General features: G+C 72.8%; 3 protein-coding genes. All 3 read right to left on the bottom strand.

Annotated features, from left to right (window positions below; translation table 11 throughout):
• Positions 1 to 102 precede the first annotated feature (102 nt).
• Complete coding sequence (locus tag ACGFSH_RS33700) at positions 103 to 14,658, bottom strand: SDR family NAD(P)-dependent oxidoreductase (RefSeq protein ID WP_393355311.1); 14,556 nt, start codon at positions 14,656 to 14,658, stop codon at positions 103 to 105.
• Between the two features lie 142 nt (positions 14,659 to 14,800).
• Positions 14,801 to 15,700, bottom strand: coding sequence for a proline iminopeptidase-family hydrolase (locus tag ACGFSH_RS33695; protein ID WP_393355308.1), 900 nt, complete (start codon positions 15,698 to 15,700; stop codon positions 14,801 to 14,803).
• Positions 15,701 to 15,876: 176 nt separating this feature from the next.
• Positions 15,877 to 17,515, bottom strand: a 1,639-nt coding sequence (locus ACGFSH_RS33690; RefSeq protein ID WP_393355306.1) for an alpha/beta fold hydrolase, incomplete at its 5' end; no start/stop codon positions are given.

Raw genomic sequence — 17,515 nt, 5'->3', positions numbered from 1 at the left:
ACCCCTATCGTCCCCCTGAGTCGGGACCACTCCCCGTGCCGGTGCCGCGCCTCCGGCACAGGAAGTGGCCTTTCACCGCAAGTGGCCGCCCGGCGGCGCCGCTCAACCGCCGCTGAGTTCCCCGTCGAGGACCGCGAACAGTTCGTCGTCGCTCGCGTCGTCGAGCACCACCGCTTCCTGTTCCGCCCGTTCGGCGTCGGTCTCCGTGGTCCGCGACCGCCAGCGCTGCACCAGGGATTCCAGCCCGGTAAGGATCGCGTCCCGCTCCTCGGGAGACGGGGACGCGCTCGTCAGCAGCGCGTCGAGGGTGCTCATCCGGCCCAGCAGCGCGTCGGCGCCGTTCTCGGCCCGCGGCCGCAGTTCCCCGTCGAGCCAGACCGCGGTGAGCCGGGCGGTCGGACGGTCGAAGACCAGTGTGCTGGGCAGTGAGAGTCCGGTGTGCCGGCTCAGCCGGTTGCGGACCTCGACGGCGGCCATCGAGTCGAAGCCCAGCTCCGAGAAGGCCGTGTCCGCATCCACGGACTCGGCGTCCACGTGCCCGAGCACCTGCGCCACCTGCTCACGCACCAGACGCAGCAACGACCGCGCGCGGGTCTCGTCGTCCTGCTCGCCCAGCTCGCGCACGAACTGCTCCGGGTCGGCCCGCCGGCCGGACCCCCTCCGCGCCGTCGCGGTCGGCGCCTGCCCGGTGCCCACCGCAGCTGCGTCCGGGACCGATTCCCCCGCGTACGCCCCGTCCGGGAGGGGCACGGCGTGCAGGTCCACCGACGCGGCCGACGCCACGGGCGTCCCGGAGGGCGTCGTCACGGCCAGGCCGGCGCCGGTGAACGCCAGGCGCAGGGCGGGTGAGGCCGACAGCACCCCGTCCCCCGACTCCCACCGCACACCACGCCAGGCCGAACCGAGCGGCATGGTGTCCGGGGCCGGGTCGTCCAGGTCCGCGTCGGCGTCGACGGCCAGCAGTTGGCAGAGCCCGTCGAGCAGCGCCGGATGGATCCGGTGACCGCTCGTGTCGACGTCCTCCGGCAGCGCCACCTCCACATACAGCCCGGCCTCGCCCTGCCAGGCCGCCTGCACACTCCGGAACTGCGGCCCCAGACGGAAACCCCGGACGGCAAGACGCCGGTACAGGTCGTCGACGTCGAGATTCGCGGCGGGGGCGGGAGGCCAGGGCTCCGGCTCGGTCGCGGCGAGCGGGCGGGATGCGGCGGCGACAGGCCTCGTGAGGGTTCCGGTGGCGTGGGTGATCCAGGGTGTTCCGGGGTCCTCGGCGGGCCGGGAGTGGATGGCGAGGTCGGCCTGCTCACCGGCGGTGGTCACCTGGACCTGGACGTCCACCTGACCGTGTGCGGGCAGGGGCAAGGGCTGGGCGATGATCAGTTCGCCGACCTCGGTGTAGTCGGTGACCTCGGCGGCGTGCAGTGCCATGTCCAGCAGGGCCGTCCCCGGTACGAGGGCGATCCCGGCCACCGCGTGATCGGCCAGCCACGGGTGAGTGCTCACACCGATCCGGCCCGTCAGCACCGTCGACACGCCGTCAGCGGTCGTCACCGACGCCGCCAGCAGACCATGCCCGGACTCCCGCAGGCCGGCCGCACTCACTCCGACGGACACCTGCCCGGCGCCCGACCCGGACACGGGCTCCGACAGCCAATAGCGGCTGCGCTGGAAGGGGTAGGTGGGCAGGTCGAGATGGCGGACGGGGGCGGGCAGGTGCCAGTCCACGGAAACACCGGAGGCATAGAGGGCGGCGGCCGCGTTCAGCAAAGTCGCCTGCGCCGAGATGCCTTCCTTCGGGCGGCGCATCAGCGGGGCGAAGGTCAACTCGTCCGCTTCGTCGAGGGTTTGGCGGGCGAGTGCGGTCAGGACCGCCTCCGGGCCCACCTCCACGAACCGGGTCACACCCAGCCCGTGTGCCGTGGCTACACCGTCGGCGAAACGCACCGCCTCCCGCACATGCCGCGCCCAATAGCCGGGATCGGTCAACTCCGTCGAGACGACTTGCCCCGTCACGTTCGAAACCACCGCAGTCGTCGGCTCGCGATACGTCACCGTCGCGGCGACCTGGGCGAACTCCTCCAGCATCGGCTCCATCAACCGGGAGTGGAAAGCATGCGAGACCGACAACCGGGTCGCCCGCACCCCCGCCTCAGCAGCACGGGCCGCCACCTGCTCCAGATCCCCGACCGCACCGGACACCACCACCGCCGCAGGCCCATTAACGGCAGCAATATCCACGGCAGTACCGGAGATCAGCGACTCTGCCCGCTCACGCCCGGCAGCCAGCGCGAGCATGCCCCCGCCGTCCGGCAGGGCCTGCATCAACGACCCCCGCGCCGCCACCAGACGCGCCGCATCCTCCAGCCCGAAGACACCAGCCGCGTACGCAGCCGAGATCTCCCCGACCGAATGGCCCAGCAGCACATTAGGACTCACACCCCAATGCCGCAGTACTGCCACCAGACCAGCCTGCACAGCGAACAAGCCCGCCTGAGTGAACACCGTCGCATCCAGCAACGACGCATCCTCACCCCACACCACCTCACGAAGCGGCCTCGGCAGATGCCGGTCCAGCGCCTCACACGCCTCGTCGAAAGCAGCCGCGAACACCGGCTCGGCGCCGTACAGTTCACGGCCCATCCCCAGCCACTGCGACCCCTGCCCCGTGAACAACCACCCCGTCCGCCCCGCAGACACCCGTCCGCCGATCGCACCGGTCCACTCCGACGCGAACGCGGCCAGTTTTGTCAGCGCCTCCTCGCGGCCGGCGGCGACGACCACCGCCCGGTGCTCCAGGGAGGCGCGTCCACCCGCCAATGCCGAGGCAACCTCGGCGACTTCGACATCGTCACGCCGGGACCACCACGACGCCAGCCGGGCAGCCGATGCCGTCAGCGCCTCCGGTGAACGCGCCGACAGGGCCATCGCCACCGGTCCTTCGGTCCTCGGCACGGCGAACTGCGCGTCATGCACCGCCTGTTCGAGGACCACGTGGGCGTTGGTGCCGCTGATGCCGAACGACGACACCGCCGCCCGCCGCGGACGATCACCCGGAACCTGCCAGGGCCGGGCCTCCGTCAGCAGTTCCACCGCTCCGGCCGACCAGTCCACCTGCGATGACGGCGCATCCACGTGCAGCGTCCGTGGCATCACGCCGTGCCGCATCGCCTCCACCAGCTTGATCACACCGGCGACACCGGCTGCCGCCTGCGTATGACCGAGGTTCGACTTCACCGACCCGAGGTACAGCGGCTCCGCGCCGTCCCGGTCCGTCCCGTAGGTGTCCAGCAACGCCTGTGCCTCGATGGGATCCCCGAGGCGGGTCCCCGTGCCATGTGCTTCGACCAGGTCCACGTCCGCGGCCGACACACCGGCGTTGGCGAGCGCGGCACGGATCACCCGCTGCTGGGACGGCCCGTTCGGCGCCGTCAGACCGTTGGACGCACCGTCCTGGTTGACCGCCGAACCCCGCACCACCGCCAGCACCGGATGCCCCAGCCTGCGCGCGTCCGACAGCTTCTCGACCAGCAGCAGACCGACGCCTTCACCCCATCCGGTGCCGTCCGCCGCCTCGGCGAACGCCTTGCAGCGGCCGTCGACCGACAGCCCGCGCTGGCGGCTGAACTCGACGAACGTCTCCGGCGTCGACATCACGGTCGCGCCGCCGGCCAGCGCCAGGGAGCACTCGCCGGCCCGCAGGGCCTGGGCCGCGAGGTGCAGGGCGACGAGCGACGAGGAGCAGGCGGTGTCCACCGTGACGGCCGGGCCTTCGAAGCCGAAGACGTACGACACCCGGCCGGAGAGGACGCTGCCGAGCGTGCCGTTGCCGACGTAGCCGGCGACCTCGTCGGGGATCTGTTGCAGCCTGGAGCCGTAGTCCTGGTAGGAGGTGCCCGTGAACACGCCCGTGTCGCTGCCGGCCAGGGTGGCGGGGTCGATGCCGGCCCGTTCGAGAGCCTCCCAGGTCGTCTCCAGGAAGAGGCGCTGCTGCGGGTCCATGGCCAGTGCCTCGACCGGGCTGATGTTGAAGAAGGCCGGGTCGAAGCGGTCGACGCCGGTGAGGAACGCTCCGCTGCGGGTGTAGGTGTGGCCGGGCTTGCCCGGTTCGGGGTCGTAGAGGCGCGCCAGGTCCCAGCCCCGGTCGGCCGGGAAGTCGGAGACCGCGTCGACGCCGTCGGCGACCAGGCGCCACAGGTCCTCCGGCGAGGTCACTCCGCCGGGGAAGCGGCATGCCATCGACACGATCGCGATCGGCTCGTCGGCGGCGGCCGCCGCCGCGGTCCTGCGGAGGGCGGCGGTCTCCGCGGGAGCGGTGCCGGACACCTCGGCGACCAGGTGGCGCGCGAGCGCGCGCAGCGTCGGATGGTCGAACAGCAGGCCGGCCGGAAGGCGGAGACCGGTCGCCGCTCCGAGCCGGTTGCGCATCTCGATCGTCGTGAGGGAATCGAAGCCGAACTCCGAGAAGGGGCGATCGGGTTCCAGGGCCGTCCCCTCCGGGTGGCCGAGCACCTGGGCTGCCTGTTCCTGGACGGCGCGGAGCGCGATGTCAGGCCGTGCCGCCTCGGGTGCGGCGGTGAGCTGTCGGGCGAGTCGTCCGCCTGCCGCGCGCCGGGCGGCGGCCCGGGCGGTCGCGGCGCGGAACAGCCCGGTCAGCAGTGGCGCGCGCTGCCCCGCGTGGTCGGCCACGGCGGGCAGCAGCGGGGTCGCGACGACCGACGGTTCCCCCAGGGCGACCGCGACGTCGAACAGGGCGAGACCTTGTGCGACGGTGAGCGCGGGCATGCCGATGCGCGCGCCTCGCTCCTGGTCCGCCGGGTCGAGGGCCGCGCCCATGCCGCCGCCCTCCCAGAGTCCGTAAGCGATCGAGACCGCGGGCAGGCCCTGCCGGCGGCGGTGTTCGGCGAGACCGTCGAGGAAGCCGTTGGCGGCGGCGTAGTTCGTCTGGCCGGCCGAGCCGAGCACCCCGGCCACCGAGGAGAACATCACGAACGCCCGCAGCGGGAGATTCCGGGTGAGGTCGTGCAGGGCCCAGGCCGCGGCAGCCTTCGGCGCCCACGCGGCGTCGAGACCGTCCTCGGTCTGCTCGCTCAGCACGCCGTCGTGCAGCACACCGGCCGTGTGCACGACACCGGTCAGCTCGTCGACGGTCGACAGCAGTCCGGCGAGGGCCTCGCGGTCGGCGACGTCGCAGGCGACGGCCCGGACGTCGGCTCCCGCGTCCCGCAGTTCGGCGAGGAGTTCCGCCGCGCCCGGGGCCGCCGGGCCACGCCGGGACGCGAGGACCAGCTTGCGCACCCCGTGCCCGGTCGCCAGTCTGCGGGCGACGAGCGCGCCCAGGCCTCCCGTGCCACCGGTGACCAGCACCGTTCCTGTGCCCCAGTCCGGGCCGTCTCCGGCCGGGGGCCGCCGCTGCAACCGGGCCACGTGCCAGGTCCCGTCCGCCGGCCGCCGCCACTCCGGCTCCGCCGCCGTGGCCAGCGCGCGCCAGGTCCGCTCGTCGAGCAGCGACGCGTCGTCAGCCACGTCAAGGCCCACCAGAACGAAACGCCCTGGATGTTCCATCTGCGCGGCGCGTACCAGTCCGGCCACCGCGGAGGCGGCGGGCGCCGAGGCGCCGGAAGCGTCGTCGTCGCAGACGGTGACGATCACGAGCGTGCTGCTGTGCCTGGCCGGGTCGGCGACCCACCCCCGCAGCGCGGTGAGCACGGCACCCGTCAGCGAACGGGCCGCCGCCGCGTCGGAAGTCCTCGGAAGCGGGCAGACGCAGACGACGACATCTCCTGCGGCGTCCGCCACGTCCTCCGGTCCGACGACCGCGACCGGGCCGGCCGCTCCAGGCTCGGACTCGGGCTCGGGGAGCAGGGCCGCCGTCCAACGCAGCTGATACAGCGCGTCTGTTGCGGACGTAGCCATGCCGGCGGCGGTCAACTCGGCGCTGCTGACCGGCCGCAGCTCCAGCGATGCCACCTCGCCCACCGCCACCCCGTCCTCGTCGAGCAGCGACAGCCGGCCATCGCGGAACGAAGCCCGCAGCGTCTCCGCACCGCTGCCCGCCGCCACCGTGATGCCGCGCCAGGACGCGGCCAGCATCGCGGAAGCGGCCGACGTGGACGACAACTCTTCCGGTGCGGCTCCGTCCAGCGCCGTGACAACCTGGCAGACGCCTTCCAGCAGGGCGGGATGGAGAACGTACGAGGACGCGTCCGACCTGGCGTCGGGGGTCTCGGGAAGCGCCGATTCGACGTAGAGAGCGGCCCCGTCCCGCCATGCGGACCGCACCGTCCGGAACGCCGGCCCGTACGCGTGCCCCCGACGGGCGAGCGCTTCGTAGATCGTGTCGAGGTCCAGCGGTTCGGCTTCCGGCGCGAGCCACTCCGTGGGGGCGGCCGTCGGGCTCTCGGGGGCCAACGTGCCGGAGGCGCAGCGGACCCACTCGCCCCCGTCTCCGCTCCGGACGTACACGCCGAGACGGCGGCGGCCCGAGACATCGGCCGCCCCGACGCTCACCTGCACGAAAGTGGCCGCGCCCCCCGACAGGACGACGGGCGCACCGAGGTCCAGCTCCTCCACGGTCGCACAGTCCACCTCCAGGGCGGCCCGAAGCGCGAAGTCCACGAGCACCGAAGGAGGCAGGACGGAGACGCCGTTGACGTCGTGGTCGGCGAGCCAGGGGTGGGTCTCGGCGGAGAGACGTCCGGTGAGGACCGCGCCCCCCGTCTCGGCGACCGTCACCGCCGCACCCAGCAACGGGTGACCGGTCGGCGACTGCCCCATCCGCCGGGGGTCGGCGTCTGCGGGCATCGAGTCCTGCCAGTAGCGGCTGCGCTGGAAGGGGTAGGTGGGCAGGTCGAGGTGGCGGGCGGGGGCGGGCAGGTGCCAGTCCACGGAGACGCCGGACACGTGGAGGGTGGCGGCGGCCTTCAGCAAGGTGGCCTGCGCCGAGGTGCCCTTCTTGGGGCGGCGCATCAGCGGTGCGAACGTCGACTCGTCCCCGTTCTGGAGGCCTTGGCGGGCAAGGGCGGTCAGTACCGCCTCGGGGCCGACCTCCACGAACCGGGTCACGCCCAGCGCTCCGGCCGTGGCCAGGCCCTCGGAGAACCGTACGGCCGCGCGCACGTGCCGCACCCAGTAGGCCGGGTCGGTCAGCTCCGCCGACACCACCCGCCCGGTCACGTTCGAGACCACCGCAGTCGCGGGTTCGCGGTAGGTCACCGTGGCCGCGACGGCGGCGAAGTCCTCCAGCATCGGCTCCATCAGCCGGGAGTGGAAAGCGTGCGAGACCGACAACCGCGTCGCCCGCACCCTCGCCTCGTCGGCCCGCTCGGCCACCTGCTCCAGATCCCCGACCGCTCCGGACACCACCACCGCCGCAGGTCCGTTGACAGCCGCGACGTCCACGAGCAGTCCGGAGATCAACTCCTCGGCCCGCTCACGTCCGGCAGCCAGAGCGAGCATGCCTCCGCCCTCCGGCAGGGCCTGCATCAACGACCCGCGTGCCGCCACCAGACGGGCCGCGTCCTCAAGCCCGAACACCCCCGCCACATACGCAGCCGAGATCTCCCCGACGGAATGGCCCAGCAGCACATCCGGGCTCACACCCCAATGCCGCAGGACGGCCACCAAACCCGCCTGCACAGCGAACAAGCCCGCCTGAGTGAACACCGTCGCATCCACCAACGACGCATCCTCACCCCACACCACCTCACGAAGCGGCCTCGGCAGATGCCGGTCCAGCGCCTCGCACGCCTCGTCGAAAGCGGCCGCGAACACCGGCTCGGCCGCGTACAACTCACGCCCCATGCCCAGCCATTGGGAGCCCTGTCCCGTGAACAGCCATCCCGTCCGCCCGGCGGACACCCGGCCGACCACCGCGTCGGACATGCCGGCCTCGAACGAGGTCAGCGATGCAAGCGCCTCCTCGCGCGACGAGGCGAGGACGACCGCCCGGTGCTCCAGCGCGGCACGCCCGCCCGTCAAAGCCGAAGCCACCGTGGCGACTTCGACGTCCTCCCGCTCGGACCACCACGACGCCAGACGAGCGGCCGAGGCCGTCAGCGCCTCCGGCGACCGCGCCGACAGAGCGATCGCCACTGTTCCGTCAGACGAATCCTTCGACGTCGGCGACTCCAGCGGCTCCGGGACCTGCTCGATGATCACGTGGGCGTTGGTGCCGCTGATGCCGAACGACGACACCGCCGCCCGCCGTGGACGGCCGTCGGTCGCGGGCCAGGGGCGCGCCTCCGTCAGCAGCTCCACCGCCCCCGACGTCCAGTCCACCTGCGACGACGGAGCGTCCACATGCAGCGTCCGCGGCATGACCCCGTGCCGCATCGCCTCCACCAGCTTGATCACACCGGCGACACCTGCCGCCGCCTGCGTATGACCCAGATTCGACTTCAACGACCCGAGATACAGGGGCTCTTGATCCTCCCGCCCCTGCCCGTACGTCGCCAGCAGGGCCTGCGCCTCGATCGGGTCGCCCAACCGGGTCCCGGTGCCGTGCCCCTCCACCAGGTCGACGTCGACTCCCGTGAGCTGCGCGTTGGCGAGCGCGGCCCGGATCACCCGCTGCTGCGACGGCCCGTTCGGCGCCGTCAGCCCGTTCGACGCACCGTCCTGGTTCACCGCCGAACCCCGCACCACCGCCAGCACCGGATGCCCCAGCCTGCGCGCATCCGACAACCGCTCCAGCAACAGCAGACCCGCACCCTCACCCCACCCCGTACCGTCCGCCGCCTCCGCGAACGCCTTGCACCGCCCGTCCACCGACAGACCCCGCTGTTGACTGAACTCCACGAACGTCTCCGGCGTCGACATCACCGTCACCCCACCGGCCAACGCCAACGAGCACTCCCCCGACCGCAACGCCTGAGCCGCCAGATGCAGCGCCACCAGCGACGACGAACACGCCGTGTCCACCGTCACCGCCGGGCCTTCGAGACCGAAGACGTACGACACCCGGCCGGAGACGATCGCGCCGCTGCTCGTGCCCGGCCCGTAGTCGTGGTACATGACGCCCGCGAAGACGCCGGTGCGGCTGCCCTTGAGGGCGATCGGATCGATGCCCGCGCGCTCGAAGGCCTCCCAGGACGTCTCCAGCAGCAGGCGCTGCTGAGGGTCCATGGTCAGGGCCTCGGTCGGGCTGATGGTGAAGAAGGCCGGGTCGAACTGGTCGGCGTCGTGCAGAAAGGCTCCGTGCCGGGAGTAGGTCCTGCCCTCGACGCCCGGCTCGGGGTCGTAGAGGGCGTCGAGATCCCAGCCGCGGTCGGCCGGGAACGCCGAGACCGCGTCACGGCCCTCGGCGATCAACCGCCACAGCTCCTCCGGGGCGGCGACCCCGCCCGGGTAGCGGCAGGCCATCGACACGATCGCGATCGGGTCGTCGTCCGGGACGGTGGTCGCGGGGGCGGTGTCGGCCTCGGGAGCCGCCCGCCCCGCGATTTCCGCCAGGAGGTGCCGGGTCAGTACGTGCACGGTGGGGTAGTCGAAGAGCAGCGTGGCCGGCAGGCGGACCTCGGTCGCGGCGGCGAGCCGGTTGCGCATCTCGATCGTGCTGAGGGAGTCGAACCCCAGCTCGGAGAAGGGGCGTTGCGGATCGAGCGCGGCGGCGTCGTCGTATCCGAGGAGAGCGGCGGCCTGGGTTCGGACGAGGTCGAGGACCATGCCGAAGCGGTCGGCGGGGTCGACCCCGGCGAGTTTCCGGGCCAGGGCGCGCGAGTCTCCCGCCGTCGCGCGTGCGGACCGGCGCCCGGTCCCGCTCCCGCGGAACAGCTCGGCAAGCAGGGGCGCGCGTTGTCCGGCGTGCCGGGCCAGCTGGGGCAGCAGCCTGGCGGCCACGACGACGTCGTCCCCGCCCTCCATCGCCCGGTCGAAGGCCGCCAGGGCCTCGGCGGTGGTCAGGGCCGGGAGTCCGGCCTGCTCGGTGCGGCGCAGTTCCGTCGCGTCGAGCGCGGCGCCCATGCCGACCTCACCCCACAGGCCGAAGGCGATCGACGTGGCCCGGCGGCCTTCGTCCCGGAGGCGTGCGGCCAGGCCGTCGAGGTAGGCGTTGGCCGCCGCGTAGTTGGCCTGGCCCGCCGCGCCGAGCACGCCGGAGATCGAGGACACCAGGACGAACGCGGACAGGTCGCGTGCGTGGGTGAGTTCGGCCAGGTGGTCGGCTGCCGTCGCCTTGGGACGCCAGACCCGTTCGTGCCGCTGTGGTGTCAGTTCGGTCAGCACGGCGTCGTCGAGGACGCCCGCGGCGTGCACCACGGCTCCGAGGTCCGGGACGGTGTCCAGGACGGCGGCAAGGCCGGCTCGGTCACCGACGTCGCAGGCGACGGCCCGCGCCCGTGCTCCGGCAGCGGTCAGCTCCTCCACGAGCCGGGCGGCCCCGGACGCGTCAGGGCCGGAACGGGACAGCAGCACGACCTCAGCGACCCCGTGCTCGACGACCAGGTGCCGGGCGATCGCGGCCCCGACCCCGCCCGTGCCGCCGGTGACGAGCACGGCGCCCGCACCCCAGGCGGGCGGGGCGACGGCGGCAGGCGGAGTGACCGCGGCCGCGCCGAGGTCCGCAGGGGCCGTGGGGGTCGCAGGGGTCGCGGGTGTCGCACGGGTGAGGCGCGGGACGAACCAGTCGCGGCCCCTCAGCCTCCACTCGGGTTCTCCGGAAACGGCGACGGCGTGCCACACCGAGGGCGCGAGCGCGTCGGCGTCGTCCACGTCGGCGAAGACGAAGCGCCCCGGATGCTCGGCCTGCGCCGCCCTGACCAGGCCGGCCACACCGGCCCGCATCGGACCGTCGGACGTGGCGCGGTCGGCGGCGACGATCAGGACGGCGTCGCGCCGGTCCTCGTCCACCAGCCACTCCTGGAGTGCAGTGGTGACCTGCACGACGGGTTCGTCGCCTTCGGCGCGCAGCACGACCACGGCACCACCCGAGGCGGCCAGTGCATCCGCCGCGACCACGGTCACCGGCAGCCGCGACGACAGCCCCGGCGCTTCCGCCGACTCCCCCGGGCCCCCGGTTTCTCCCGGCTTTCCGGGCTCTCCAGGTTCCGGCAGCCGTGCCGGTGTCCACGTGATCCGGTGCAGTACGTCGGAACGGCCCGCGGCGCCGGCGAGGTCGGCCGCGGTGACGGGCCGCACCACAAGCTCGTCCACCTCCCCGACCGGACGTCCGTCCTCGTCCGCCAGCCTCATCCGTCCACCGGCGTCCACGGCGACCCGCAGCCGGGACGCGCCCGCCGCCCAGAGGGTCACGCCGTGCCAGGAGAACGGCAGGGCGGGCCCGCCTTCCGGGTCGGGGCGACCGAGGTGGACCCCGTGCAGGGCCGCGTCGAGCAGGGCCGGGTGCAGTCCGAACGCCTGCGCGTCGGCGTCCTCGGGCAGCGCGATGTCCACGAACAGTTCGTCGCCGCGCCGCCACACTTGCCGTAGTCCCTGGAACGTCGGCCCGTAGTCGTAGCCGTCGGCGGCGAGAGCGGCGTACGGGTCGCCCGTCTCGACCCTTTCCGCCCCGGCGGGCGGCCAGGCAGCCAGGTCGAAGTCCGCGGGGCGGTCGTCCCCGGCCGCGACGGTGCCCTGCGCGTGGCACACCCACTCCCTGCCGTCGTGACGGGAGTGCACGGTCAGCTCACGCCGTCCCTCGTCGTCGGCCCCGCCGACCACGACCTGGATCTGGACACCGCCCCGTTCGGGCAGCACCAGCGGGGCGACCAAGGTGAGTTCCTCGACCCGGTCACAGCCCACCTCGTCCCCGGCCCGCAGGGCGAGTTCGACGAACGCCGTGCCCGGAAGAAGAACCGTGCCGTTCACCGCGTGATCGGCGAGCCAGGGCTCGGCCTCGATCGAGAGGCGTCCGGTGAGGATCGTCCCGCCGGTGTCCGCGACGGATACCGCCGCGCCCAGCAGGGGATGGATCACAGCGACGAGGCCACGGCTGCCGGCGTCCATCCCCCGCTCGGCCGCGGGCAGCCAGTAGCGGCTGCGCTGGAAGGGGTAGGTGGGCAGGTCGAGGTGGCGGGCGGGGGTGGGCAGGTGCCAGTCCACGGAAGCACCGCGCACGTGGAGGGCAGCGGCGGCCCTCAGCAACGTGACCTGCGCCGAGGCGCCTTCCTCGGGGCGGCGCATCAGCGGCGCGAACGCCAACTCGTCTGCCTCGTCCAGGCTTTGACGGGTCAAGGCGGTCAGGACGGCTTCCGGGCCCACCTCCACGAACCGCGTCACACCCAGCCCACGTGCCGTGGCCAGACCGTCGGCGAAACGGACCGCTTCCCGCACATGCCGCACCCAGTAGGCCGGGTCGGTCAGCTCAGCCGACACCACCTGCCCCGTCACGTTCGAGACCACCGCAGTCCTCGGCTCGCGGTAGGTCACGCCGGCCGCGACCTGAGCGAACTCCTCCAGCATCGGCTCCATCAGCCGGGAGTGGAAAGCGTGCGAGACCGACAACCGCGTCGCCCTCACCCCCGCCTCAGCCGCACGGGCCGTCACCTGCTCCAGCTCGCCGACCGCACCGGACACCACGACGGCCCTCGGTGCGTTGACGGCCGCGACGTCCACGGCGGTTCCGTCGATCAGCTCCTCAACACCCTCCAGTGCGGCGGACAGGGCCAGCATGCCCCCGCCGTCCGGCAGGGCCTGCATCAACGACCCGCGTGCCGCCACCAGACGGGCCGCGTCCTCCAGCCCGAACACCCCCGCCGCATACGCAGCCGAGATCTCCCCGACGGAATGGCCCAGCAGCACATCCGGGCTCACACCCCAATGCCGCAGAACGGCCACCAGACCAGCCTGCACAGCGAACAAGCCCGCCTGAGTGAACACCGTCGCATCCACCAACGACGCATCCTCACCCCACACCACCTCACGAAGCGGCCTCGGCAGATGCCGGTCCAGCGCCTCGCACGCCTCGTCGAAAGCGGCCGCGAACACCGGCTCGGCCGCGTACAACTCACGCCCCATGCCCAGCCACTGCGAGCCCTGCCCAGTGAACAACCACCCCGTCCGCCCGGCAGACACCCGCCCCGTGACAGCGACCCCGGCACCCTGCGCATCCGATGCGAACGACCCCAGGCCGGCCAACGCCTCCTCGCGTGAGGACGCGACGACCACCGTCCGGTGCTCCAGCGCGGCACGGCCATGCCTCAACGCCGATGCCACCTCGGCGACTTCGACATCGTCCCGCTCGGCCCACCACGAGATCAGGGCGGCGGCCGACGCCGTCAACGCCTCCGGCGACCGCGCCGACAGAGCGACCGCCACCGGGCCGTGCGAGCGTGCTCGGGGCTGGGTCGACTCACTGTCGTCAGCGGGCTGTTCGATGATGATGTGCGCGTTGGTGCCGCTGATGCCGAACGACGACACCGCCGCCCGCCGTGGACGGTCGCCCATCGCGGGCCAGGGTCGCGCCTCCGTCAGCAGCTCCACCGCCCCCGACGTCCAGTCCACCTGCGACGACGGAGCGTCCACATGCAGCGTCCGCGGCATGACACCGTGCCGCATCGCCTCCATCAGTTTGATCACACCGGCGACACCCGCCGCAGCCTGCGTATGACCCAAGTTGGACTTCACGGATCCCAGATACAGCGGATCCCCGCCGTCCCGGTCCCGGCCGTACGTCGCCAGCAGGGCCTGCGCCTCGATCGGGTCGCCCAACCGGGTCCCGGTGCCGTGCCCCTCCACCAGGTCGACGTCGACTCCCGTGAGCTGCGCGTTGGCGAGCGCGGCCCGGATCACCCGCTGCTGCGACGGCCCGTTCGGCGCCGTCAGCCCGTTCGACGCACCGTCCTGGTTCACCGCCGAACCCCGCACCACCGCCAGCACCGGATGCCCCAGCCTGCGCGCATCCGACAACCGCTCCAGCAACAGCAGACCCGCACCCTCACCCCAGCCAGTGCCGTCCGCCGCCTCCGCGAACGCCTTGCACCGCCCGTCCACCGACAGACCCCGCTGTTGACTGAACTCCACGAACGTCTCCGGCGTCGACATCACCGTCACCCCACCGGCCAACGCCAGCGAACACTCCCCCGACCGCAACGCCTGAGCCGCCAGATGCAACGCCACCAGCGACGACGAACACGCCGTGTCCACCGTCACCGCCGGCCCCTCCAGGCCGAAGGTGTAGGCGACCCTGCCGGACACGACGCTGCCGCCGCTGGTGCTGCCGTCGTCGTCGCCGAGGCCGTAGTCGTGGTACATGACGCCCGCGAAAACACCCGTACGGCTGCCCTTGAGGCTGTTGTGCGGGATGCCGGCGCGTTCGAATGCCTCGTGGGCCACCTCCAGCAGCACGCGCTGCTGCGGGTCCATGATCAGGGCTTCGCTCGGGCTGATGTTGAAGAAGCCGGGGTCGAAGCGGTCGGCGTCGTGCAGGAAGCCGCCCTCGCGCGTGTAGCACTTGCCGTCCGCGCCGGGCTCGGGGTCGTACAGGCCGTCGAGGTCCCAGCCGCGGTTCGTGGGGAACGGCGAGACCGCGTCGCGGCCCTCGGCGATCAGCCGCCACAGCTGCCCGGGAGTGGCGACGCCGCCGGGGAACCGGCAGGCCGCCGACACGATCGCGATCGGTTCCCGCGCGGCTGCGAGGTGCGCCTCATGCGCTTCGCGCAGCTTCTCGTTCTCCATGAGGGAGTTGCGAAGTGCCTCGACCAGCTGGTCAACCTGGGTGTCCACGAGTCCTCGTGTTCTGCTCGGTGTGCTCGACTCTGTGCGCGGCCGGGTGGCTGGACCTGGCCCTGTGCCGGCCAGGCCCTGTGCTTGGACCTGGTCCCGTGCCCGGCGTGTGCTCGGCCGTGTGCCCGCGACCGTGTGCGGCTCAGCCCAGCGAGCGCAGGTACTCGACGAGCACCTTCATGAACAGCTCGGGTTCTTCGAGGTGCGGGCCGTGGCTCGACTCCTCGAAGATCTCCCAGCGCACGTCGGGGATCAGGTCGAAATAGGGCTGCACCGCGCCGACGGTGACCTCGTCGTGGCGTCCGGAGACGAGGAGGGTGGGAACCTCGATGCGCGGCAGCAGGTCGATGACGGACCAGTCCCGCAGGGTGCCGACGACGTGGAACTCGCTCGGTCCGTTCATCGTGAAGTAGACGGTGGGATCGTTGGCGATCTCCATCAGCGAGGCGGTCAGCTCGGTCGGCTTGTCCGGCAGCCGGCAGACATGACGGTCGTAGAAGACGTTCATAGCCTCCAGGTAGGCGGGGCTGTCCGTCGTGCCCGCCGCCTCGTGGGCGAGCAGAGTCTCGTTGACGCCGGGCGGCAACTGGGCGCGCAGGGCCTTGAGCTCCTCCTTCCACGCCGGGTAGGAGGCGGGCGAGTCGGCGACGACGAGGCCGCGCAGGCCCTTCGGCCGCCGTGCCGCGTAGGCGGAGGAGAGCATGCCGCCCCAGGACTGGCCGAGGAGCACGAAGTCGTCCGCGATCCCGAGCGCGTGGACGAGGTTGTCCAGCTCCGCCAGGAACAGGTCGACCGTCCAGAAGTCCGCGCCGGCCTGCGGCAGGTGCGTCGAACCGCCGTTGCCGATCTGGTCGTAGTGCACGACGGGCCAGCCGTGCTCGGCCAGCGCGGCGAGACCCAGGAGGTAGTCGTGGGTGCTGCCCGGACCGCCGTGCACCAGCACCACGGTCGGCCGGTCGACGGTACGGTCCCCGGTGACCCGGTACCAGGTCCGGTGAGGCCCGAAGGGGACGGTCCCCCGGGCACTCGGTGGCAGCGCCATACGACTTCTCCTTCCACGCCGGATGCGGCGCGCGGACGTGCCGTACCCGTCGGCGGCCGACGGGCGCGGCGCGGCGCGCACGGTCGTGAGGTCAGGTCCTGCCTCGGTTGCGACGGTAGTGACGGGGGCGGGGCCGACGGACCCGCTGCGGCCCCCTGTAGGGGGCGACGCTCCCCCTACAGCTGCCCGACCCAGTCCTCGACGACGCCGGCCGTGGTCCCGGCGTCGTCCTGGATGAGGGTGAAGTGGCTGCCCGGCGCGGCACGCAGTTCGTGGTCCGGGTCCCACGGGCGGGCCCTGAGGTCGCCCGGGTCGCCCTCGTACTGGCCACGGTCCAGGAAGTCGCCGGTCGCGCTGACGAACAGCACCGGCGCGGACACGGCGTCGAGTTTGAAGTCCGGCAGGATGTCGAAGTAGCGGCTCATCGCGGACAGCCGGGTGCTGTCGTAGCGGCCGACGGTCTGCTCGACCTCCAGCAGGCTTCGCGCGAGCCGCTCCATGCCGACCACCATGGCCTCGTCCTGCACCCGGTAGCTGTCCAGGAGGACCACGCCCGCCGGCACCACGCCGTGCACCTGCTCCAGGTGGTACGCGGTGGCGTAGGCGATCAGCCCGCCGGAGGAGTACCCGAGCAGGACGAACGGCCGGTCCGGTGCGGAGTCGAGCACGTTGTCGGCCATGGTCCGGACGACCGCCTCCGCCGAGGCGGGCAGGGGCTCACCGGTGGCGAACCCGGGCAGGGCCAGGGCGGAGACCGGCCGGGCACCTCGCAGGTGCGACGCCAGTCTCGCGTGCTGGTGGAGGCCGCCGCCCGCCATCGGTGTCGAGACGCACACGATCCGCGGGCTTCCCGGGCCGTCGCCCAGCCGGGCCGACGCGAGGGGGGTCGTCATCCCCTCGGTGTCGAAGCTGTCGCGCAGTTCGGCCACGGAGCGCAGGAGACCGAACGCCTTGCCGACCTTGCCCGCCAGCACCGCCTCACGGAAGAGGCCGCTGAGCGAATCGGCGTCGCCCGCGGGCTCGGGAGCGCCGACCGTTCCCGCGGCGGCCTCGGAGGCTTCGCCGGTCCGTGCGCCGACCCGTGCGCCGGACTCGACGCCGTCTCCACCGTCCGCACCGACAACGCCAGTGATAGCGGTGACGGTGGTAGCGGGGGCGGTGACAGGGCCGGCGGCTGCCAGTTCGGCCTGGACGAGCGCGGCGAGCTGCTCCGGGTTCTGCCCGTCGAAGACGGCCATGGCCGGGAGTTGCAGCCCGAGCGCCTTGTTGAGCTGATTGCGGAGGTCGATCGCGGCCAGCGAGTCGAACCCGGACTCCAGGAAGCCGCGTCGGGGATCGACGTCGGCCTCGTCGTCGAAGCCGAGCACCGTGGCGACCGTCGCGACGACGAGGCGGCGCAGCTCGGCCAGCTGCTCCGGTCCGGACGATTCACGCAGCCGTCGTCGCAGCGCTTCGTCCCGGACCGGCCCACCGCCGGGCCGCGCTGCCCTGGGCGCCGGTACGAGGGCGCGGAGCATCGGATGCGGGAGCTCGGGCAGCCGGCGCAGTGCCGGGAGGTCCACGTGCATGGACAGCACCGCCGGCCGTCCGGCAGCCACGGCGGCGTCGAGGTCCGCGAGTCCCTCCTGCTCCGTCAGCGGCGGCATGCCCGTGCGGCGCATGCGCTGAAGGTCGACGTCGGTGAGCCACTGGCTGAGCCCGGTCTCGGTCTGCCAGAGCGCGTAGGCGATGGAGGTGGCGGGCAGCCCTCGCGCATGCCGATGCGCGGCCAGAGCGTCCAAGAACACGTTCGCCGCCGCATACGCCGACTGCCCA

Source organism: Streptomyces sp. NPDC048481 (assembly GCF_043200075.1).
GTDB lineage: Bacteria > Actinomycetota > Actinomycetes > Streptomycetales > Streptomycetaceae > Streptomyces.
The sequence above is the reverse complement of the archived record's forward strand: the minus strand, read 5'-3'. Positions and strand labels throughout refer to the sequence as shown.

Excerpts from the sequence above, each read along its gene's own strand:
- ACGFSH_RS33695 (WP_393355308.1), bottom strand. The coding sequence starts at position 15,700 with ATGGCGCTGCCACCGAGTGCCCGGGGGACCGTCCCCTTCGGGCCTCAC.